Genomic DNA, 20,854 nt, shown 5'->3' on the forward strand with positions numbered 1-20,854 from the left:
ATTTACTCAATTAATAACTTTGTTAGGCAGAGTTTGTTCGGTTGTAATAGTTAGGATAAATATAATGTGGAAATTGTTGCTTTTAATTGTAAATTTATGGTCTATTGATAAATCAAACTCAAGGTTTTTCTAGGTGTTGGATTGTACTTATGCTCAGTGTTTCTGGTTATTCTTTATAAATATGTGCTATTCAGCCACAAGCGTTAGTAATTAAAACATGACATCAACTATAGCTCGTGGCAAATGTTACATTAATGATATTCTTCTTCGGACTCTATCGATTCAAATCTTTCGGAACCTGTTACTTCGATATCTAATGAGCGATATAGCATTTTGTGTACTTTGATTTGAGAGGCTCGTCTAACTTCCCCTCGACTTACGGTACTTTGGTCAAAGAAAGACCACATAAATGTGCTTAATGCACTGATTTTTATTCCAATAGCGCCAACCCGATAAAGACAAATTAGAATTTTGTTTAAAATCTCTGTTTGCTTAATATCTCCCGTGTTATCAAAGTACTCTTTGGCTGCAAGTACGCAAGGGTCATCCGTTTGTTGGTCATAAAGATCCGTAATTATATGTTCTAGTCGTGCATCAGAAAGGTCGGACCGTTTAAAAGACGTTTGCAATCCTCTTACGATCTCAATCGTTTCGTCAAATGAAGGGTAGACTTCGCCCCATTCTTCTTTGAGTGACTTTAATCGTTTTTCTGAGTACTGAGCTTCGGCTGCATAAATTGATCGCCAAGAAATTCGTTCTCTTCCATATGAAACTTTAAAGCACTCATTTATAAATTGAAGAGCATCTCTCGGACGAAAAAGTGTGCGTTCCATAATAAAGTCAATCGCTAATTGACCTCCTCCCTTTGTAGCAGATGGGAATATGTCTTTGAATGCAACTTCTTCATTAGTGTACTGGCGCTTAAAAACTTCTTTGACGCGTCTTTCTACCAACTCAGTTAATTCATCTCGTGTCCACTGTATTGGCAATATATACGATTCATACTTTTCTTCTTGGAAACCGGCTCCACGTGTTTTATCAAATACCAAATCTAATAAATCCTTACGCATTGCAGCAATGATTTTAATGTTTTCAATTTTCCTAAAAATCTTTATTTCTTCTATTAGAGCTCTAATGAATTTACACCTTGTAAGCGTATTGGCCCAACTTTCATCAAGTTGGTCAATCACGAGGTAAAACTTTTGTTGAGAGTCATTGAATGAGTGTTCAGCGATCAGGTCTAACATCTCATTTAACTTTTTTATTTGAAGACTGCTTACTACTTGACTTGCTCTTTGTTTTATCTCTGTCTTTTGTTCGTCGGAGAGTTTTTCAGCCCCACTAACACTAAAAGAGATGCTTTTGTACTTTGCACCTAAATTGGCTTTAGTATCATTTTCTAGCTTCTGAGTGATTACTTTCAAATGTTCGTCAGTGTCTAACCAAAACTTGTCACCCCATTCTCTGAAGTATTCAATAGCTTTTTTCTTAACCGTGTCTCTACGGAAGTAATCGCTAATGCTGTCAAAGAAATTGCGGTTATCATTTTCATTTTTTATATTGTATCGAAGCTTCAATAATTCAACTATAAGGATATGCCGCCATAATAGGCGGTAGAAAAGATCTAGGTTAACGTCTAAAGTATCGAGGAATTGGATTATATCTGAATGCTCTAAAAATCTAACTGATATATCATTGGGATCTATTTGCTTTGATTTTTCGGCCAACTGAGATATTTTATAAATCAGAGCGCTTTTACCTGCGCCAGTTCGTCCTAATACTATAGATAACGGGTCTCTCACGTCCATTAACTGACTTATATAGCCTTTATCTATAAAACACGTTTCTAGTAGACTGGTATCAGTTTCAGCATCAAGGTCACCAACTTTTAAGTTGTTTTTAATGATTATTGGATTTGCCAAGTGTTATTCCTTAACCTTATGTTGTCGTTGTATCTTTTATGATTACACTATTCCCTTAAATTAGTAGGGTCAAACTGCTAGGTTAGGTAATGAGACAGACAACTGAAATTATTTGATCTTTGCTTCTCATAATTGTCGAGCATGGCACTTTAATATGCGTCCGCCACTGACGATAAAGTTAATATTTCTAAGGTTTACTATATGTTCCCTTTTGTTGTAACTGAATCGAGTATTAAACTAGTCGTGATATGGTTTGGGACAACGAATTAACTGTTGACCAAAGACGTTTTCTTCACCCAACTTAGTTATTGCTATAGGTCTACTTGACCTGTCTACAACTTCACACTTTATAGTGCCTATATTGATTGAGGGGTTCGCTTTTTGTGTTCCCTCCAAAGTAAGTAGAGAGACACTGTGAAACGTTTAATTCTAAACATCACATTCTTGGTATTCATGGCACTTGGTAGCTTTAATGCCATAGCTCATGATTCAACGATTAAGTACGGTATCGCGATATCCCACGATGGTGAACAAATTTCGTATGGCAAGAGTGGTAGTGAGGATACGGCGCTGATCTTCATTCATGGTTGGAGCCTAGACAGCAGGCTTTGGCAAAACCAAGTGAGTGAGTTTTCAAAGCAGTATCAAGTGATCACTATGGACTTAGCAGGCCACGGCAACTCATCGTTCAACCGCCACAGAACGAGTGCAACATCTTCTTTATTAAAGTGAAATATTAATGTCACGGTAGCATATTAATTTAGCGTATGAATTTTTATTCCGTATATAGAAGGACTTATGAAAAAAATTGGGATTTTTGCCACGATTGGCGCTCTGGCTATCTTCGCTTTACCAACTCACGCAAGTAATGTCTCTGAAGGCGATGTTATTAATCTTGGTCTCCATGAGTTAAAACCAACTCAACCATCTGTGGGTTATGATCAAATTATGTACAAGCTGGGTCGTTACCAATTTGACCAAGAAAAGATGTTTGATGAAATCTGTGAAGCCAACGGTCAAAAAGGCGTAGTGAGCATCAAAGACCAAGCACACCCGAATATTCCTTCGACTTTCACCTGTGAAATGGAAACAGGTGCACGTAAAAAAGACATGAAGACTGTGGTTATCGCACCGAACGGTGAATACTACCTGACAGACGGTCACCATACGTTCAATGTGTTCTACAGCATGCCGCAAGGTGGTGCATCGTTCAATGTGAATGTGGTGGTTGATAAAGATTACCGCAACCTCAAAAACATGGACGCGTTCTGGAACCAAATGGCAAAAGACGGCAATACATGGCTGTTTGATAACAACGGTGAAGCGATTAGCTATCAACAACTTCCAACCTCTCTTGGGCTAACCAACTTCGCTAACGATCAATACCGCTCACTGATGTACTTTTCTCGTGGTGTGGGCTGGAACAAGCCAAGTCAGCCAGTCCCGTTCTTAGAGTTTTACTGGTCTAAAGAAGTACGTAAAGCGATTGATGCAGCAGACTTTGATCTGAATTCTACCGAAGGTTACGCAAAGGCAGTCAATGCGGTCAGCAACCATATCCTATCTATGGAGACGAGCAACGTTGGTGGCTCACATCTTTCGGTTAAACAGATGGGGCAGTTTAGTGCATACAACCAAAAAGGATTCGATAAACTGTTCAAAGAGCGTGGTAAGGTTGACTACATGCTGCGTTACAAAACTACATCGACTGCCAACGGTTTAAGCTATGACTTAGCAGCGGCGTCAGCGCCTGCACTAAAACAATTAGACTCATTTACCCTTGAAGCAAACTCAAGCTTTAATGATTACCCAGCGGCTTCTGCTGATGGCATCGTCAATGCAATTGTAGAGATCCCAACAGGTACTTCCGCTAAGTGGGAACTAAGCAAAGACAATGACAAGCAAGTTATCTGGGAACACAAAAAAGGCGCTCCACGCGTGGTTAACTACCTTGGTTACCCAGGTAACTACGGCTCTATCCCGCGTACTGCACTACCAAAAGAGTTTGGTGGTGATGGCGACCCATTAGATGTGATTGTTCTTGGTCAGTCTGTACCACGTGGTGAAGTTGTTCCAGTACGTCTGATCGGTGTGATGAAAATGCTAGATGATGGCGAGCAAGACGACAAACTCGTGGCCGTTCTCACTAACGATTCACCATTTAAAGATGTTTCTTCTCTAAACGAGCTAAACAATACCTACCCAGGAGTTCAAGACATCGTTGGCCTTTGGTTTGAAAACTACAAAGGCCCAGACGGTGGCATGGAACTGCAAGGCTGGGGCGATGATGTGGAAGCCAACAAGATCCTTGAGGCAGCAAGAAAACACTACGCTGTGAATTAAACTGCGGTTTGATTATTGGAATTTGATTTAAGCCCTCGTTGCGTTGCAATGAGGGCTTTTTCTTTGGCGCTGTGGAAATGTAGCGACATATACTGGGTCTATGAAGCTTTTGGGCAAATGTTTGATACGAATCCGTGGTGATTACGAGATCTCGGATAATTACTGATAAGGGAAAGTATTCAAAACACCTACAAGCCACTATCTAGTTTTAATCACTACAGACACTATAAACCGTTAATTAGGCATGGCAAGCGTTACAAATCTGTCCTAAACGTTTTATTAGACTACTTTGTATTACGTACCCATTTGTTATTTTTTCTGTTATCGAACTGCCAATTTAATTCGTTCCCGTAACCATTGGTGGGCACTACTATGTGTGTTTGCTTTATGCCACATCATGTAATATTTCAGATTAGACATAGCTATTGGTGGCGTCATGATTTGAAGCAAGAGTGTTTTTTGAAACCGCTTTGCAATACTAAGAGGTACATGAGCAAAATAGTCCGTTGTTGCACATAGTACTAAGCTGCCAAAAAAAGAGTCTGTTTCGTAAACAATGTTTCGATTAATAGTCAGTGTCGATACATAAGCGCTCAGAGGGTGCTGATTCCTTCTTCGTTTACTTAACGCGACCTGTGGCAAAGCTTCATATTGTTCTAAATTAATCACTTGTTGTATTTCAGGGTGATCTGCTCGACATACGAGCACGATTGGCTCTTCAAAAATTTGTTCTGCATCCAACATCTTAGAATCGAATAAACTGTTATCAATCACTACATCAACGTTCCTCATCCGAATGCCTTCTAGAGCCTCTTCTTCACTTGAACTGTATTCTCGCAACGCAAATTGAATATTAGGATTACTTGAATAAGGCAACACTTCCAAAAACAACGAATTTAATTGCTCAGGGGAAGTAATGTTAAATCGGTAGCTATCTGTCGTAGGAGAAAACTCCGCTACCGCATTTAAGGTGTTCTCAATGGCAGAGAGCGAATTATTTAAATTCTGATGCAGCGAGTTCGCAAACTGGGTGGGACGGATACTATTACCCTCTCTTAGAAACAGCTCATGTCCCAGTTTCTTTTTCAAACGTCCAATCGATAAACTCACTGCGGCAGGAGAGCAACCTAGTAACTGGCTCGCATTAGTAATGCTTTGCACTCTCATTACTGCGTTAAACGTTTTTAGCAGATTTAAATCAATGTCTTCAAACAAATTCATAAGCACACCACAATCACACAAGGTTACCAATATGTTAATGGATTAATCATGGCTTAATCCATATTTGCATTTTAACCAATGGTATCGTTTGTTACCTAATCTGTACACTGCGTTTATCAAAACCCTCGATAGGAATAAAAGATGAGCATTAAATTCTCGACCCTTGCTATTACCATCAGTGCATTGGCCTTTGGTGTGTCAGCGAAAACGCTTGAAGTGGCTGAACACGGATTCTCTTATGGCGCAGGTGAGCGTGTCTCACCTGTACATATTTCTGGTGAGAACTTGTCATACGCTGGAGGTGAAGGCTATGGCGATGATCGTATTCATCCCCTTTTACAAGATCTAGGTAAGGCACAAGCTCAGGCTGTTCTTAAGGTGGATGACAATGTATACAAAATATATGGATATGGCTTAACCTCTCCCGTTGTCTTTGTTGGTGAAACGGGTCTGGTTGTTATGGACCCAGGCGAGTCTACTGAGCACGGCATTGCGACTGAAAAAGTCTTTCGAGAAATAACAGGGATTGATCTTCCTGTTACTGGTATCGTCTATTCACACAACCACTTTGATCACCTTGGTGGCGTAAAAGGTTGGGTAGATGCAGAAGACGTTGACGCTGGTAAAGTTGAGATTTATGCACATACAACATTAACAAGTGCCGTTGCTAACTGGGCGTCAAACGTAGGCGCTATTCTAGGACATCGAACAACCTATACTGCTGCAATTTACGCTGGCCGTGATGCGGGCGTTCATGGTTCTGTTAACGATGCACTTGGTCCTCAAGTACAACTTGGAGAGGTTGGTTTTATTCTGCCAACTCAAGAATTTGATGATGTATTAAAAGTGAGCAATGGCGGTTTAGACTTTGAGCTTCACTACGTTCCGTCAGAAACGAATGACGAAATTGTAATGTGGCTACCAAAGCAAAAAATCTTACATGCAGCAGAGGTTCTACAGGGTGAAAACTTCCCTAACTTACACTCGATTCGTGGTACAAAAGCCCGTGATGCCGAAGTATGGTTTAAAGGTATCGACTATATGCGTCACACCTTCCATGATGTTGAAATCATGGTGCTGGCACACGGTCGTCCTGTTGAAGGGAACTGGGAAGTCATGGATGTTTTGACCTCCTACCGTGATGCACTGCAGTTCGTCCATGACCAATCTGTTCGCTACATTAATCATGGTATGACACCATTTGAAATGATTGAGAATGTTAAGCTTCCAGAAAACCTTCATAACCACCCTTGGCTCCACCAACGCTACGGTACCGTTGCTCATGCAGTACAACAACAATACAGTAACTACATTGGTTTCTACCAAGCAGACCCTTGGCAGCTTGCTCCTATGGCTCACAATGACCGTGCAGAAGAGTATGTAAAGTTAATGGGTGGACGTGATGCTGTTATAAATTCAGCAAAAGAGTACATCAAAAAAGGCGACTTCACTTACGCTGCTGAAATACTAACTTACCCAATTCGTATTAATAATGACGATATGGAGGCCCGTAACCTAAAAGCGAAAGCCTATACATTATGGGGTTATGAGCAGGTCAATGTTAACTGGCGTAACTGGGCGATGACTGCGGCGGGTGAACTCCGCGGTGATCTAGACTACAACAGTAGCCTTAATTATACCTCTCCCGACGTCCTTCAGAATCTACCAACTGAGATGATTCTGGACATGATGACCGTTCGTATGAAAGGTGCTGAAATAGCAGATGTGACTGATACTGTGAGTGTAACCTTTAGCGATACTGGCGAAGCATTTACTTATAAAGTTCGTAACGGGATTGCAGAGCTACGCACGGTTGCACTTGAAGATGCAAGTACTCAGATTGTACTGACTCGTGCATTACTTAACCGTATCTTAGGTCAAGGTCAAACCGCACTAGCGGAAGGTATTCAAGACGGTGAATTTACGTTTGTAAAAGGTGATATGGTCTCTTTCCAGCAATTTTTAGGGTATTTCGAGCAACCTAAGACAGGTGCTGAAATTCCGCTAATTGTACGCTAACTCTCGCTAGCGAATCATCTATAGGGAGTGGCTTTGTCACTCCCTTTTCTTTTAAACGTTATTGAGTAAATTGAAATGAAAAAATGGCTATTCTTTATTATTTTATCATTGTCTTTCAAAGCGACTTCATGTGCATTCGATGGTGCTGGATTATCTGCTGGTTTACCTCAGCACCCAGGCTCTCTAACTGCACTAATGAATATTTCTTTAGCTCGTCAGTCTAATTTACTGCCAGAAAACACCATTCCTGAACAGATGTTAGTGTGGCAACTAGCCCAACAATTAAGAGCTGGGAAGCCCAACGTTGACATTACCTTTTATCAAGCTATCGAGGGGCACTATTCAAGATTTTCTAGTCGCCCTTACAGTATTTTCGAGTCATACCCAGACAATGCAAAGCCAAATAATAGTGAGTTAATGGTTATTTCTGAGTTTGATGTATTTGCCGCTCTATTTAGCTCTAAACTCACTTTGCAACAGGCTATAGATGATGGTCTTTTCATCATCAATGGCCCAGCCAGTGAAGTAGAAGAGGTCAAACTATGGTTACAGGCTTCGTTTAGCGGATAAAAAAGTAAAGCAACATACAAAAACTAGCTCCTGCGACTGATGATTTTACCCTTAATAGATTTGATTTAGCTATTAGTACCCTACAGGATGACACCAGATGCATTTAAATCTACTTCCTTAATTACCAATCGACACTCAACAAATTGTAGTGGGTGGATCAAGTAGAGCACTAGATTAGATACTGGTAGCCACCTAAATAATCCTCTAAATACTATTATTTAGGAATAAACGGAACACTAGTAAGAATCACAAGAATCACAAGAATCACAAGAATCACTTCATTGTGCGCACCAAACTTTTGGACAGAAATGAGTTGGTTAAGTCACCATCACGGGAGAGGCTTTTATCTAAATCACTATTGACCTGTCTACAACTTCACACTTTATAGTGGCTATATTAATTGAGAGGGGCGCTTTCTGTGTTCCCTCTAAAGTAAGTAGAGAGACACTATGAAACGTTTAATTCTAAACATCACACTTTTGGTATTCATGATGCTTAGTAGCATGAGTGCCATGGCTCATGATTCAACGGTTAAGTACGGTATTGCGGTATCCTACGATGGTGAGCAAATTGCGTATGGCAAAAGTGGGAGCGGGAATACGGCACTGATCTTCATTCACGGTTGGAGCTTAGACAGCAGGCTATGGCAAAACCAAGTGAGTGAGTTTTCAAAGCAGTACCAAGTGATCACCATGGACTTAGCGGGGCACGGTAACTCTTCGTTCAACCGCGAAGAGTACAGCATGGTTGCATTTGCTGAAGACATCAAAGCCGTAATCGAGAAAGAACAACTCGAATCCGTCATCTTAGTTGGGCATTCCATGGCTGGTGGCGTAATTGCAGAAGCCGCTAAACTAATGCCGAAAAGAGTGAAGGGCATTATTGGTGTTGACACATCGCAAAACGTGGCGTTAGCGGTTTCACAAAGCGACCTAGATGCAATGACTAAACCGTTTGAAGAAGACTTCCAAGCGGGCATTACTATGTTCGTGAAGGACTCGCTACCAAAAGACGTAGATGCGGATTTACTCTACTGGGTAACGCAAGACATGGCATCAGCGCCGCCAGCTATCGCGATAAACCAGTTCCGCCATTATCTAGGCCAATATGTAACAGGCGAAGCCCACCGCGTGTATGAGAGCGTGAATGTGCCAGTAATATTGGTTAACGCTCGCCTATGGCCAACGGATTCAGAAGCGAACAAGAAACACATCAGAGACTACAGCATTTACTACATTGAAGACTCAGGCCACTTCCCAATGCTTGAGCAACCACAGCAGTTCAACGCAACGTTGATGAAAGCAGTGAAGTCAGTGAAGTAGGGCGGTTGTAGTTATTAAAGGGTGGTTGTACCCGTTAGATAGATAAAACTAAGGCCTCGCGATTGCGAGGCCTTAGTTTTTTAAGTTAAATCGATGGAGCCTGTCAATCTGATAGAGTCCATTACTTTTTGTCTTGAGAGTCTTTATATTTCTTTGCAATCCACTCATGCAAATGAAGTCCCGTTTGGCGCTTTAGGAATACACTGATACCAGCCAAAATTAACAGTCCAATTATTGTGCCCATAATTATCTCCAAAATTAGTTATCGTTCGTCATTCAAAAGTGAATCAATACATGTCGGTATTATGATTAATCCATTGATTTCATTATTTTATCTATATTAAGCCCACCAAGTTCCTCGAGATTATTCTTAATCGCTTCATCGATTGATAGCTGGCGTTCCACTTTCTTTATTTCCTTCTCAAGAAACTTTTCAACTTCTTGAGATACGTTGAACATTAAGCCCTGTTCACGCGCTGCTTTTCTCGCTCGTTTAAGACGAACATCTAAGTCTGATGAGATTTTGATGTTCAGTGATACTTTGGATTGTTTTTTCTGTAATGACATATCGACTCTCAACCTTATCTAGAAAATACTATAAACTTTTCTACCTTTTTAGCAAGAAATATTTAAATTGACGGATTCAGAGGCGAACAGGAAATACATCAAGGATTACAGTATTTACTACATTGAAGACTCAAGCCACTTTCCAATGCTAGATCAACCAGAACCGCTCAATACAACGTTGATGAAAGCGGTTAAGTCAGTGAAGTAGGGCGCTATAGTTGCTAAAAGATGGATGTAATAGTTGATAGATAAAACAAGGCCTCGCGATTGCGAGGCCTTTTTGTGTTCCGACTAAAACTAAATATTAATCGAGCCTAGCGAAAACTCGGGATAATTGCTGGAATTCCCGGTAGAAGGCCAACCAATGCCATTACGCCACTTAGCACAATGAACATAGTGCCAGGCAATACCCAGCGGCTCATTTTACTCAGTTCACTGCTGCGTTCTTTACAACCGACTAAGCCTAAGTTATCCAACAGCATGGTGAGAGCCCAACCAAATGCAGGGTTAACGAGCGCTGAAGAAAATACAACAATCGCGGCCGACTGTGTGGTTTTTCCTTCACGCGTCATTTCCATGCCAGCTTCTAGCAATGGAACAAATACCCCAACAATCAGCGCCACACACAGTACAGGTTGCCAGATAGCTAAATCCATCGGGTAACCCCAAACTGCGGCGATGATACAGAACAGAGCTGTGAGCAGCGCGCCAGCAGGAATAGGGCGTTTAGCAATCGCCGCCGGTACGATGTAAGTACCCCATGAAGAAGTAAAGTTAGTACCACCGAGCAGAGAACCGAACGTTTGACGAATTGAAGCCGTGGTCATGGTGTCGTCGATGTTCATGTGTACTTTCTCGGTACGCTCTGGGTAGCTGATCTTTTGGAATACTTGATGCCCTAAGAAATCTGGAGACCACATAGCGACAGCCAAAATTGCAAACGGCAATACCACCATGAAGTGCTCAATCGTTGGTAGGCCTAACATCCAACCTGTATCTTCTCCCCACCAATACATAGGGTTCATGTTAGGTAAGCCTGGCTCAGTGTGGAAAACGAATGGGGCACCCATGGCAAATGCAATCGTACCGCCTAGCAAGCAGCTAAGAGGTACAGCTAGCCAACGCTTACGGAAATGTTCCAATAATGCGTACAAAATAATGGTGCAAAAGATCACGACAAAAGCAATGTGGCTCATGCCAATTCCTTCAGCCCAAGCGAACAGCTTTTTCACTTGAGAAGCGGTTCCAACAAAGCCGAGGTAGAGCAACAAGCCGCCACACACACCTTTACTGGTGAGGTTAGCCAACATGCTGCCACCTTTACTGATGGCTAAGATGAGGCCAAAAGCGCCAATCAATAACCCAAACGCCATAGGGTGTCCGCCTGCTGCAACCACAATTGGAATTAACGGGATGAGTGGGCCGTGTGTACCTGCGAGATTCGCGGTCGGCAACAGGAAGCCAGAGAAAATAATAATGAAAACAGAGGCGATGAGGAGTTCATAACGAACGTTTTCTAGAATGAAGTCTTCATTTAATCCGAGAGCCCCAGCAAAGGTGGCAGCAATCGCGCCCACCATAACCACTTTACCAATGGTCGCGGCCATGGCTGGGATGGTGTCTTCTATCTCAAATCGGTAATCTTTAAACGGTAAATTTGGACGCCAGCGCTTAGGCGACATGATTTGTAATTCGTGCTCTAGATACTGTTCTCGGGATTCAAACTCTGAACTTGGTTTGTGTTGTTGTTCATAGGAGAGCTCGTTCTCAATGGTTTGAGGCTTTTCTCTTGGTATATTTACGGACTCTAAAGTACTGCTCATTTTGATTCCTTTCGTTCACACTCTGAGGTGTGTTATTCCAACAAACGTTGTTGACTCACGGCATGAAGTGTAAACAATGCGTCAACCTATCATTAAAAATTCATTAACATTTAGTTGTTAGTACCTTATACCAAACCAAAAAAAACAAATAGACTCAGTCGGTTAGACATTAGTCGTAGAATCGGACGACTAGTATTAGACCCTGTAGGTAGTATGTGTCTGTTTATTGGTAGGTTCTTAATTTCAGGAATAACAAAGTGACTTTCAACAACAAATGGTTCGACTTTAAAGGCCCAGAAAAAAGTCCAACGACTTACGTTTGGCTGCATGCTTGGTTACGTTCTGGTGTGATTTGATAGTGACATCTGGTCCGGTTTTATGTTGGATATATTGGGTAATAAGCAGGGGTAGGGATTGCCTCTAGTAGCTCAATTTCTCCTACGTTTGGCCCCTGATAGTGTTAGAATCTCCGCATCAGAATTATCGAGAAACTAGGTATTTATAAACAATGTTTATCCATCACGTAAACGGCATCGACTGGCTGGTGATTACAGCTTTTGAAGAACTGAAACCGATGTTTATCGAAGATGCTGGTCCCATCCCAGCTTACTTCTCTACCACCAGTGAATTGAGCCTGATTGATCAAGCCAAGCGCAGCTATGGATTTTTGCCTAAACTCCGCGGTGTGATCACCGATACCGGCACGTATCAAAGTGAAAATCTTGAAGAAGATTTGAACCCACAGCTAGCGTGTATAGTGGAAGGGCGTGGTCGGGTGTTTATCTATCACGGCGACTATGTGGCTTTTGTGGATGACGAGCAAACCTTCATTACCCGTATGGACTGAGAGTGACTCAGTGAGTTGAGATCTGCGAATTGGTAAATCGGCGAGTTAGCTCCCCTAGAATTAAAAACTAAAGGATTAATACGATGGCAAAAACGGTCTCATTGGTACTTGGCAGTGGTGGCGCAAGAGGCTTGGTTCATGTTGGAATCATCCGTTGGTTAATCGAGCATGGCTATCAGATAAAATCCATCTCTGGCTGTTCAATTGGCGCACTTATCGGTGGTGTCTACGCTGCGGGTAAGTTGGATGAATTTGAAGAGTGGGTCACCAGTATCGACCAATCGGATATGGCGATGATGTTGGACTTTTCATGGCAATCGAGTGGTATCTTTAAAGGGGACAAGATCATCGACACACTGCGTGGATTGATCGGTGAAATTTCAATTGAAGATCTGCCTATCCCTTATACCGCAGTTGCTGCCAACGTCGCCGAAGAAAAAGAGGTTTGGCTGCAATCAGGTTCTCTGTTTGATGCCATTCGCGCCTCCATCTCTTTGCCACTGTTCTTCACTCCACATGTCATTAATGGTGAAGTGCTGATTGATGGCGGTGTACTTAACCCTGTACCGATTGCGCCTACCTTTAGTGATAAGACAGACTTTACGTTGGCTGTGAACTTAGGTGGTGAACCTGAGATGCTTCAACAGGAAGTGATACCGGTTTCCCTACCTACAAAAGAGAGCAATCTGCATGAGAAGGTTGTTCACTTTATCGATAATCTTGGTAGCAGTGTAAAAAGTAAAATGAGCTTCAATTTTGCAGCCTACGACATTGCCAACCAAGCGTTTGATGCGATGCAATCGACCATTGCTCGCCAAAAACTGGCCGCTTATCCCGCCGATATTACGCTTGAGATCCCTCGTAATGCCTGTGGCACCTTAGAGTTCGATCGCTCACAAGAGATGATAGACAGAGGCTACCATTTGGCACAGGTTAAACTGGGCAACCGACTTTAATGTATTTGCTGCTGAATGAGAGTATTTATGGAAACTGAACTAAAAGAGCTTGAACTCCACGAGCTTATGGCAACAAAAGATGTCATCGTACTCACTAGCTCAGAAGAAGCTGCCGTATCTTGGCTGATAGAGTGCTATCAAGAGAACGCTGATATTCAGGTTATCGAGAACGCACATCAGCTAGATACTGAAGCGGTTTTGGCGCAATGCCGAGACAGCCTGAGTGAAAGTAAAAAGGTTATCCTTACCGCACAGTTTCGTAGCCAGTTGCCTATCATCAATATTGCTTCACTTTGTAATGAGAAGCGCAACTCATTGATCAATATTGAGTTGTCCGGCTGGGATGAAGAAAATCGCCTTCCTCATTCTTATAGCAGTTTCTAGGGTATAGCGGTTTCTAGTTAACAGCATTCTCTATATTGCAGCCGTTTTAGGTAGCAGACAATGTAAGAGCATCACTTCAGATGTCTGCCGCCATCAAGGTGCAAAGTTCTTCCTGTCATGTAGTGGCTAGCCAACACAAACTTGATGCCATCTATTATTTCCTCAAAGCCAGCTTCTGTGGGAATCAGAGCTTTCTTCAGCGCTTTGGTTTTGTATGCCTCATCGTCATGTTCATTGAACTTAATCATGGCTGGAGAGAGAGTATTTACTTTGACCTTGGGAGCCAGCATTGCTGAAAAAGACAGCGTCAGGTTGTTGAGTGCCGCTTTGCTGGCCGCGTAAGCGATGTGTTTTTTACTGCCTTTTTCTGCAACGTAATCACTGATGTGGATGATGTCTGAAGTTTTATCGCCAGACATCAGTTGGTCTTTGAGTGTTAAATTGAACAGATAAGGCACGGTAGCGTGGATCGTCATCATTTGGTGCATGATTTGTGATGCATTGTCACTGGGGTTTGTCTTGTTCTCAGGCTTCCAGTCGGAAGCGTTGTGTATGACGGCTCTGAGTGTCTTATATTCTTGACCAACATAATGAAGAAATTCTTCTAGGCTGCTTTGTTGATAAAAGTCGACTTGCTGCAAATCGGCTCCATTGTCGCGCAACAATTGCAGTTGAGGATAGTCGCTGCGGTAGGTGCCGACCACGTTGTATCCATCTGCTAAAAGTTGCTGCGCCAGTGCGAAGCCGAGTCTTTTTCCAACGCCGGTTATTAGAATCGTTTCACTCATCGTAAAAACTCAGCTCTGGTTTGAGGGTTAGTTTTGAAAATTCCACCGAGAGCGGTTGTTGAGGTTTCAGAGTTTGCATCCATGACGCCTCTAGATTTAACGCAATAATGAGTGGCTTTAATCGTCACGGCCACATTTTCTGTTTCGACTAGAGTCTGTATCGCGACTAGGATTTGCTGAGTAAGGCGTTCTTGCACTTGAGGGCGCTGGGCGAAGAATCGAACAATACGGTTGATTTTAGACAGCCCCAGAATCTTGTTTTCAGGGATGTAGGCCACTTCCGCTAAACCATCGATGGTAATGAAGTGATGTTCGCACGTCGAAGTTAGATCTATGTCCGACACCTTAACCATTTCATCAACGGACATTTTGTTATCTATAACGCTGATTTTTGGGAAGTTATTGTAATCGAGCCCTGAGAAGATCTCATGTACGTACATCTTTGCAATACGATGGGGCGTTTCAGCAAGGCTATCATCAGTTAAATCGAGTCCAAGCGTACTGACCACTTCGGTTAACAGTCCTTTAATGCGGTTGTACTTTTGGTCGGGGTTCATTTCGCTCGCTGTCATTGGGGTTTCAAGTCCTTTAGCGAGTAAAGCTTCTCTTACTTTTTCGGCTTCTGTGTTTAGCATTGAGTCGCTCCTTATTGATTAGTTTTCGAGTTCTGCTTCATAGCTCAGGGTGAGCGAAACGGAATCAGCGAAGCGAAGAGCATGAGGCTTGTCAATTCTCACTTGAGCGTATCGTACCCATGGATGATCGATACAAATGCCGAGTACGTCGCTGGTTAACTTTTCTAAAAGCAGAAACCTTCCGGATTCGACATGTTGAATGATCTTCTTGCAGATGTTTTTGTAGTTAAGCGCATTGTCCACGTCATCAGAAAGACATAGATTGTTGGCGGGATAATGGATTTCTGCATTGATGACGATGTCTTGCTGCTTAGATTTTTCTTCTTCGTTGAAACCGATGAAGGTTCTTAGTCTGAGATTTGTAATGGTGATAATGGCGTTGTGATTCATAACAGTGTCCAATCCTTAGAAAGTGAAGTCAGTTACGTGCTTGTTTTAAGAAAAGATCAGTAAAGCTCACGCGATTAAGAGTTAAGTCGTTCCTGTTGCAGTCATTCTTTTTCCAGTCATGTGCGGGCTAAGTGAAACTTAGCTCGAACGGGATGGGTTCGGTTTTCTGGCTTAACTGATCGAAGTTGTTCCAGAGTTGCTCAAAGGAGATGTCTAGCGTGGGGTGGGATTTTTTCGCGGCAATATCGACTAACGGCCTGAGCACAAATGCGTACTCAGTGATCTCGCCTCTAGGCAGCTCAACGCCATCGATAACGCCTACTTGATTGCCATAAAGCAGGATGTCGATATCCATCGTCCGTGAAGCATAGGCTTTGGTCTGACGCTTGCGATCATTCTCTGATTCTATTTGATGTAGAACCTTAACTAGCTCTGCGACAGGGAGGTCACATTCGAATCCAACGACCAAATTTAGGAAGTTATCCCCTTCGAAGCCGACAGGCTCGCAGTCGTAAAAATTAGAAATGTGCAGCGGTGCAAAGCGTTCATTCAATGCTTTGAGAGACTCAGTGATGTGGTGTTCGCGGTTAATGTTGCTTCCGATGCTGACATAGACGTTGGCCATAGTATTTCCTTCTTGTTAAGGAGCCTATACGTCCAACTCGCGATGAAGATCAGCTTTGCATCCTCTTAAAAACAGGAAGATAAAAGAAAATAGGGTTCTGCCGCAAATCGCCTCTGATAGTGATAGAATCTCCGCATTAGAATTATCGAGAATCTAGGTATTTATAAACAATGTTTATCCATCATGTTAACGGCATCGACTGGCTGGTAATTACAGCTTTTGAAGAACTGAAAACTATGTTTATCGAAGATGCTGGTCCAATCCCCTCTTGATTCTCGACCGCTAGTGAATTGAGCCTGATTGATCAAGCCAAGCGCAGCTATGGATTTTTACCTACACTCCGCGGTGTGATCACCGATACCGGTACGTATCAAAGTAAAGATCTTGAAGAAGATTTGAACCCACAGCTTGCGTGTATCGTTGAAGGGCGAGGTCGGGTGTTTATTTATCACGGCGACTATGTGGCATTTGTCGATGACGAACAAACCTTCATTACCCGTATGGACTGAGAGTGATTCAGTGAGTTATGAGTTACCTTACTTTCCTTTTCAACCTACCAACCTTTGCCAAGGTAATTAATTGTTTACTACCTTGAGGAATGAGGCTATGTACCAATGCTAAACTGTACAAAACAGCATCAATGGAAGCGGTGAAGTAGGGGATCTGTAATTATTCGATGAATAAAACTTAAGCCTCGCACTCTCGATGCCCTTGTTCTTGTGGCGAGTAAGAAATAAGGCAATACCTTTTGGTTCTGGGCTCAAGATTTTGGACAATAGCAAACTCTATAATGCACACATTTTTTCTCTAGTCGCTATATATGATAGTTAAACCGCTCTAGATAGTTTCGGTACAGTTATTTTTAGGATTACGCGCGCATTACAAACAGCTAAACCTAAAACTGTCGTTTAAATCCAAAGGTAAGATTAGGGTGCTAAATAGGTTGTCCCTAGATTCTTGGCATATTGCTGCTCTCTCATTGGGGTTGTTCACATACTTATCTAAGTACTCCGCTGTTAAAACGGGTTTTCCTTGATTAATAAAGGGCAGCAGTGCATCACATTCGTTGTACTCAAAACATTGTTCGTTAACAGCAAAGTCAAAGTACTCGACCAGTTCACTTATTTGGTCAAGGTCATTCTTTAATCCGACCGCAAGGCCTCTTTTATGCGCCTCGTTTGCAATAAATCGATTGTACGCGAGCTGATCTTGAGAAGTCAGATTGAACCCAGAGTTGTTGGTGTACCCATCCATATTATCAGGTTCAACACCATCACAACCTTTGTTCTTGGCAATATCCAGACGTTTTTTCATGATTGAATGAACGTTAGCCGAACGAATATCAAGCCAGCGTTCGTTGTCCCAGCCATCAAGTGTGTTTCCAAGCGTGTTTGGCAAGAAGAGTTCTCTATCATCTCGATAATCCTCATAAGAGCCTGCTGAAAAATAACACACCACTTTTATTCCTGATTGTTGTAAATTTTGTATTGTCGTATTTCTCGTATCAAAAAGGTCTACATCATAGAGAGCGACAGAGTAAGAGGTGTTTAAATTGCCTTCTAGCTGCCATTGCCACGTGACTGAAACAGGCGGGCGGTACCAAGAACCGGTTGTAATAGGGGCTACATTCGGTTCAAGAATAACTCGAGAGTTTGTATGATTAGACTGTTCTCCACCATCACTCGAATTACAGCCAGAAAGAATGACAGCACAAAGAAGAGTACTTAATAAGTATTTCACGATTACCTCCATTTGATTGGTTTGATGAATGTATTTTACAAATCAATCTGCATCAATAATTGTTTTTCTATTGGGTGATTTGTTACCAAGAAAGATTATTGATAAACCTCCACGAGAAAGAGGTTGGTGGGTTAGAGAGTTAGCGACTATGAAATTTAGCTAAAAGGTAGTGCTGTTTATATTACATCAATAATACAGAGCAAACGACGGCTAGCTTGCTCTATCTATGGGTTTTATTTGGTTGAGGTAACGAGAAAGTGCCTCAACTAAGTCTGACTTAATCAGTGGTTTCGTTAACACTTCATTTGCACCTGCCTCAATAAAAGCTAGAGTTGATGTTTGCATGATATCGGCAGTCCAGCCAAAGATAACAAGGTCATCATGTCCAGCTTGTCGTATTTTTCGAACTGTTTCCAAACCATTCATTTCCGGCATATGGTTATCAATAATGAATAGGTTGAAACCACCTGATTCTAAGTGTGTTAAAGCCTCAAAACCACTATTACAGGTAACGCACTCTACGTTTAATTTATCCAAGAATCCTTTGGCGATAATAAGGTTCATTTTATTGTCATCCGTCACAAGAATCTTAAATGGAGACAGATCGACTTGCTCTGTTATTGGATGCTTATCATCTTCGGCCTTAATTGATGGTAGGTTTATGACAAAGCTGAACTTGCTTCCTGTACCAAGTTCGCTTTGTACAGTAAGTTTGCCGTTCATCAAGGTCACAAGTTTATGGCAAATTGCCAACCCAAGTCCGGTCCCACCATAATGCCGAGTTGTTGAGACATCTGCTTGCTCAAATTCATTAAAGATTGAGCTCAGTCTTTCTGCTGGGATGCCGATGCCTGTGTCTTCGACCGTAAACTCCACCGCAGAGTATTCCAGGGGGGTGATACTGACAGTAATCGAACCACTTGCTGTAAACTTCAATGCGTTCCCAACTAAATTTAGAATGACTTGTCGGATCCGAACTGAATCACCGTTGTAGACAGAGGAGGTATTGCTGTTATCTAGCAAAGAAAACTCAATCCCTTTTTCTGAACATAAGGTTTGATAAGTGTTTAATACGGGGTTAGTGATGTCGCACATTTTGAATGAATGTGGATCAATTTCTAAACTGTCATTCTCAATTTTGGCTAAGTCTAAAATATCGTTAAGGATGGCAATTAAGTGCTCGCCTGAGTCGAGTGCTAACTGAAGAACTTCCCTTTGCTCAGCTTTTTCCAAGTCTTCAACCAACATCTGTAGAATACCCAGTAAGCCATTCATTGGAGTTCTAATTTCATGGCTCATTGTCGCCAAGAATAGTGATTTTGCATCATTTGCCTGGCGTGCATTGTTTGCCTGTTCTTCTAATTCTTTTTCAAGCTGCTTAAATTCTGTGATATCACGTTCAATGGCAATGAAGCGTTCAACTTCACCTTTAACGTTGCGTAAAGGTACAATATCAATATCAATCCAATAGGGCGTTTTGTCGATCGCGTAATTCAATATTTCCGCTTTAACTTGGTTCCCCTGTTGAATCGCAGAACCTATTCGATTTGCTGTGCTAACAGAAGTCTCTTCACCTTGTAGAAATGAGCCTGGCCTTAACCCTTTGATGGAGTCTAAGCGATAACCTGTCATTCGTTCAAAAGCACTGTTTACCCACTCTATACGCCCCTTATTATCGGTTATCACAACGCCATCTCTGGCTGTCTTGACTACGGTGGCAAGAAGATGACTTTCACGTTCTTGCTCTGCTAATCGTTTGTTGGATTCCTCAAGGAGCTTTTTGGAGCCTGCCAATTCTTTGTGGGGATTAACGAACAATTTTTGCCCGATAAAAAACACTAAAATTGAACTGAGTGCTAAGACAATCAAAAGCCCATTTAACAGTTCCTTCTGTAAGCTTAACAGCTGATTGGTGACAAAAGAGCGGCTTACCCCTTGAGTTAATACTAAATCACCTTTCGTTAAAGCCGTTTTAGTCAATAGCCAGTCTTCTTCACTGTATTTATTTTTAATTGGTATGTGTGAATGATGGCCATGTGAGTCATCTTCTTCAATAAGAGATGCGATCGGTGAGCTTATTTGACTAAGCTCGTACCAACGCTCTCGTTTCGTGACAAACGAGCCAAAGAAATCATCATAATCGACAGCGGTTTCACCATATAGAACGCCTACGAAATCACGGCCTTGAAGTAACGGCATAAATAGCTTGAGACAAATGTGGTTGGTATCATCATGCAAAAGGTAAAGGATACGATCATCGACTTCCTGATTCGCTATCGCGCCAAAGATAGCTTGCTCTTGCTTTGATGCGGGATGACGAAATGTATCTTCAAACAACAGCTGACCGGTGCGGTCTCGCACGGCAAATTGCATTGATTGGTTCTGCCCTTTGAATCGCTCAAGGTGAAATGAGAGCCGTTCTATATTTGAGACAGACACTGCGTCGATGACCCCTTGGTATTGCGAAGCTAAAACAATGCGGTCTTCTGCAACCTCGAGATACTTTTCCATAAAAATTTTGGCAGACTCAAGCTCAAAGCTACTGTTACCGCTTTGCAGTTGTTTGACTGTCGATTGGCTGTGATTAGAGATTACATAAAGTGAAATGCCGCCGTAGGTCAAAGACGTAAGCAAGAGAAAGAGTACAAGCAACACTTTGGGGCTAATTGAAGATAGCTTGGTCATGCTTAAATGACTTCCAT

At 42.1% G+C, this 20,854-nt stretch carries 18 protein-coding genes and 3 pseudogenes; 10 read left to right on the forward strand and 11 right to left on the reverse strand.

The window, feature by feature from the left end; genetic code table 11:
- Positions 1 to 251: 251 nt before the first annotated feature.
- Positions 252 to 1,922, reverse strand: a complete 1,671-nt coding sequence (locus tag CWO13_RS18175) for a P-loop ATPase, Sll1717 family (RefSeq protein WP_108083334.1) — start codon at positions 1,920 to 1,922, stop codon at positions 252 to 254.
- A 414-nt stretch (positions 1,923 to 2,336) separates the two neighbouring features.
- On the opposite strand from CWO13_RS18175, the pseudogene CWO13_RS18180 reads away from it, so the two are divergent.
- Positions 2,337 to 2,618, forward strand: a pseudogene (locus CWO13_RS18180) (alpha/beta fold hydrolase); the annotation flags it as partial.
- A 102-nt stretch (positions 2,619 to 2,720) separates the two neighbouring features.
- The gene (locus tag CWO13_RS23730; RefSeq protein ID WP_258186395.1) at positions 2,721 to 4,265 is read left to right on the forward strand and encodes a ParB-like protein; all 1,545 of its coding nucleotides are present in this window, start codon (positions 2,721 to 2,723) and stop codon (positions 4,263 to 4,265) included.
- A 321-nt stretch (positions 4,266 to 4,586) separates the two neighbouring features.
- Here CWO13_RS23730 and CWO13_RS18190 read toward each other — a convergent pair whose 3' ends face one another.
- Positions 4,587 to 5,486 (reverse strand): LysR family transcriptional regulator, encoded by a 900-nt coding sequence (locus CWO13_RS18190; protein WP_108083335.1) that lies wholly within the window; start codon positions 5,484 to 5,486, stop codon positions 4,587 to 4,589.
- Positions 5,487 to 5,627: 141 nt separating this feature from the next.
- Between CWO13_RS18190 and CWO13_RS18195 the strand changes: the two genes are divergently transcribed.
- From CWO13_RS18195 to CWO13_RS18205, 3 genes are all read left to right on the forward strand, one after another.
- Complete coding sequence (locus CWO13_RS18195) at positions 5,628 to 7,505, forward strand: alkyl sulfatase dimerization domain-containing protein (protein WP_102432447.1); 1,878 nt, start codon at positions 5,628 to 5,630, stop codon at positions 7,503 to 7,505.
- Positions 7,506 to 7,580: 75 nt separating this feature from the next.
- Positions 7,581 to 8,075, forward strand: coding sequence for a hypothetical protein (locus CWO13_RS18200; protein ID WP_102432446.1), 495 nt, complete (start codon positions 7,581 to 7,583; stop codon positions 8,073 to 8,075).
- 449 nt (positions 8,076 to 8,524) lie between these two features.
- Positions 8,525 to 9,397 carry an alpha/beta fold hydrolase gene (locus tag CWO13_RS18205; protein ID WP_108083336.1) on the forward strand — a complete coding sequence of 291 codons (873 nt, stop codon included), beginning with the start codon at positions 8,525 to 8,527 and terminating at the stop codon, positions 9,395 to 9,397.
- 121 nt (positions 9,398 to 9,518) lie between these two features.
- Here CWO13_RS18205 and CWO13_RS23735 read toward each other — a convergent pair whose 3' ends face one another.
- Together CWO13_RS23735 and CWO13_RS18210 are read right to left on the reverse strand one after the other, a co-directional pair.
- Positions 9,519 to 9,641 carry a hypothetical protein gene (locus CWO13_RS23735; protein WP_017109721.1) on the reverse strand — a complete coding sequence of 41 codons (123 nt, stop codon included), beginning with the start codon at positions 9,639 to 9,641 and terminating at the stop codon, positions 9,519 to 9,521.
- A 65-nt stretch (positions 9,642 to 9,706) separates the two neighbouring features.
- The gene (locus CWO13_RS18210) at positions 9,707 to 9,964 is read right to left on the reverse strand and encodes a hypothetical protein (RefSeq protein WP_102327656.1); all 258 of its coding nucleotides are present in this window, start codon (positions 9,962 to 9,964) and stop codon (positions 9,707 to 9,709) included.
- Between the two features lie 70 nt (positions 9,965 to 10,034).
- Between CWO13_RS18210 and CWO13_RS23510 the strand changes: the two are divergent.
- Positions 10,035 to 10,172 (forward strand): annotated as a pseudogene (locus tag CWO13_RS23510) (alpha/beta fold hydrolase); the annotation flags it as partial.
- Positions 10,173 to 10,278: 106 nt separating this feature from the next.
- Here the strand turns inward: CWO13_RS23510 and CWO13_RS18215 are convergent.
- Entirely contained in the window at positions 10,279 to 11,787 is a 1,509-nt protein-coding gene (locus CWO13_RS18215) for a DUF3360 domain-containing protein (RefSeq protein ID WP_102431305.1), read from the reverse strand.
- A 508-nt stretch (positions 11,788 to 12,295) separates the two neighbouring features.
- Between CWO13_RS18215 and CWO13_RS18220 the strand changes: the two genes are divergently transcribed.
- The 3 genes from CWO13_RS18220 to CWO13_RS18230 all read left to right on the forward strand — a co-directional run bounded on the left by CWO13_RS18220 (position 12,296) and on the right by CWO13_RS18230 (position 13,974).
- Complete coding sequence (locus tag CWO13_RS18220) at positions 12,296 to 12,634, forward strand: hypothetical protein (RefSeq protein WP_004734781.1); 339 nt, start codon at positions 12,296 to 12,298, stop codon at positions 12,632 to 12,634.
- An 83-nt stretch (positions 12,635 to 12,717) separates the two neighbouring features.
- Positions 12,718 to 13,590 carry a patatin-like phospholipase family protein gene (locus CWO13_RS18225; protein ID WP_108083337.1) on the forward strand — a complete coding sequence of 291 codons (873 nt, stop codon included), beginning with the start codon at positions 12,718 to 12,720 and terminating at the stop codon, positions 13,588 to 13,590.
- Between the two features lie 15 nt (positions 13,591 to 13,605).
- Entirely contained in the window at positions 13,606 to 13,974 is a 369-nt protein-coding gene (locus CWO13_RS18230) for a hypothetical protein (RefSeq protein ID WP_108021070.1), read from the forward strand.
- A 71-nt stretch (positions 13,975 to 14,045) separates the two neighbouring features.
- On the opposite strand, the gene folM is transcribed toward CWO13_RS18230, so the two are convergent.
- The 4 genes from folM to folK form a co-directional block, all read right to left on the reverse strand.
- Positions 14,046 to 14,762, reverse strand: a complete 717-nt coding sequence (gene folM / locus CWO13_RS18235) for a dihydromonapterin reductase (protein ID WP_108083338.1) — start codon at positions 14,760 to 14,762, stop codon at positions 14,046 to 14,048.
- Positions 14,759 to 15,397, reverse strand: a complete 639-nt coding sequence (gene folE / locus CWO13_RS18240; RefSeq protein ID WP_102431301.1) for a GTP cyclohydrolase I FolE — start codon at positions 15,395 to 15,397, stop codon at positions 14,759 to 14,761. Before folE ends, folM begins: the two co-directional genes overlap by 4 nt.
- Positions 15,398 to 15,415: 18 nt before the next feature.
- Positions 15,416 to 15,787 carry a dihydroneopterin triphosphate 2'-epimerase gene (gene folX, locus CWO13_RS18245; protein ID WP_048664833.1) on the reverse strand — a complete coding sequence of 124 codons (372 nt, stop codon included), beginning with the start codon at positions 15,785 to 15,787 and terminating at the stop codon, positions 15,416 to 15,418.
- 127 nt (positions 15,788 to 15,914) lie between these two features.
- Positions 15,915 to 16,412: a 2-amino-4-hydroxy-6-hydroxymethyldihydropteridine diphosphokinase gene (gene folK / locus CWO13_RS18250; RefSeq protein ID WP_048668616.1), complete on the reverse strand. Its 498-nt coding sequence runs from the start codon at positions 16,410 to 16,412 to the stop codon at positions 15,915 to 15,917.
- Positions 16,413 to 16,582: 170 nt separating this feature from the next.
- On the opposite strand from folK, the pseudogene CWO13_RS18255 reads away from it, so the two are divergent.
- A pseudogene (locus tag CWO13_RS18255) lies at positions 16,583 to 16,921 on the forward strand (cytosolic protein).
- A gap of 370 nt (positions 16,922 to 17,291) precedes the next feature.
- On the opposite strand, the gene CWO13_RS18260 reads toward CWO13_RS18255, so the two are convergent.
- Positions 17,292 to 18,152, reverse strand: coding sequence for an endo alpha-1,4 polygalactosaminidase (locus CWO13_RS18260; protein WP_102431299.1), 861 nt, complete (start codon positions 18,150 to 18,152; stop codon positions 17,292 to 17,294).
- Between the two features lie 210 nt (positions 18,153 to 18,362).
- Entirely contained in the window at positions 18,363 to 20,837 is a 2,475-nt protein-coding gene (locus CWO13_RS18265; RefSeq protein WP_102431298.1) for a PAS domain-containing hybrid sensor histidine kinase/response regulator, read from the reverse strand.
- Between the last annotated feature and the right edge of the window lie 17 nt (positions 20,838 to 20,854).

Origin of the sequence: Vibrio sp. ZF 223, from assembly GCF_003050585.1 — a bacterium.
GTDB classification, from domain to species: domain Bacteria; phylum Pseudomonadota; class Gammaproteobacteria; order Enterobacterales; family Vibrionaceae; genus Vibrio; species Vibrio crassostreae.

What these genes read in the sequence shown, in the direction of transcription:
- CWO13_RS18200 (WP_102432446.1), top strand. Translation starts at nt 7,581, where the DNA reads ATGAAAAAATGGCTATTCTTTATTATTTTATCATTGTCTTTCAAAGCG.
- CWO13_RS23730 (WP_258186395.1), top strand. Translation starts at nt 2,721, where the DNA reads ATGAAAAAAATTGGGATTTTTGCCACGATTGGCGCTCTGGCTATCTTC.
- CWO13_RS18230 (WP_108021070.1), top strand. Translation starts at nt 13,606, where the DNA reads ATGAGAGTATTTATGGAAACTGAACTAAAAGAGCTTGAACTCCACGAG.
- folX (WP_048664833.1), bottom strand. Translation starts at nt 15,787, where the DNA reads ATGAATCACAACGCCATTATCACCATTACAAATCTCAGACTAAGAACC.
- CWO13_RS18220 (WP_004734781.1), top strand. Translation starts at nt 12,296, where the DNA reads ATGTTTATCCATCACGTAAACGGCATCGACTGGCTGGTGATTACAGCT.
- folE (WP_102431301.1), bottom strand. Translation starts at nt 15,397, where the DNA reads ATGCTAAACACAGAAGCCGAAAAAGTAAGAGAAGCTTTACTCGCTAAA.
- folK (WP_048668616.1), bottom strand. Translation starts at nt 16,412, where the DNA reads ATGGCCAACGTCTATGTCAGCATCGGAAGCAACATTAACCGCGAACAC.
- CWO13_RS18190 (WP_108083335.1), bottom strand. Translation starts at nt 5,486, where the DNA reads ATGAATTTGTTTGAAGACATTGATTTAAATCTGCTAAAAACGTTTAAC.
- CWO13_RS18205 (WP_108083336.1), top strand. Translation starts at nt 8,525, where the DNA reads ATGAAACGTTTAATTCTAAACATCACACTTTTGGTATTCATGATGCTT.
- CWO13_RS18215 (WP_102431305.1), bottom strand. Translation starts at nt 11,787, where the DNA reads ATGAGCAGTACTTTAGAGTCCGTAAATATACCAAGAGAAAAGCCTCAA.
- CWO13_RS18210 (WP_102327656.1), bottom strand. Translation starts at nt 9,964, where the DNA reads ATGTCATTACAGAAAAAACAATCCAAAGTATCACTGAACATCAAAATC.
- CWO13_RS18265 (WP_102431298.1), bottom strand. Translation starts at nt 20,837, where the DNA reads ATGACCAAGCTATCTTCAATTAGCCCCAAAGTGTTGCTTGTACTCTTT.
- CWO13_RS23735 (WP_017109721.1), bottom strand. Translation starts at nt 9,641, where the DNA reads ATGGGCACAATAATTGGACTGTTAATTTTGGCTGGTATCAGTGTATTC.
- folM (WP_108083338.1), bottom strand. Translation starts at nt 14,762, where the DNA reads ATGAGTGAAACGATTCTAATAACCGGCGTTGGAAAAAGACTCGGCTTC.
- CWO13_RS18225 (WP_108083337.1), top strand. Translation starts at nt 12,718, where the DNA reads ATGGCAAAAACGGTCTCATTGGTACTTGGCAGTGGTGGCGCAAGAGGC.
- CWO13_RS18195 (WP_102432447.1), top strand. Translation starts at nt 5,628, where the DNA reads ATGAGCATTAAATTCTCGACCCTTGCTATTACCATCAGTGCATTGGCC.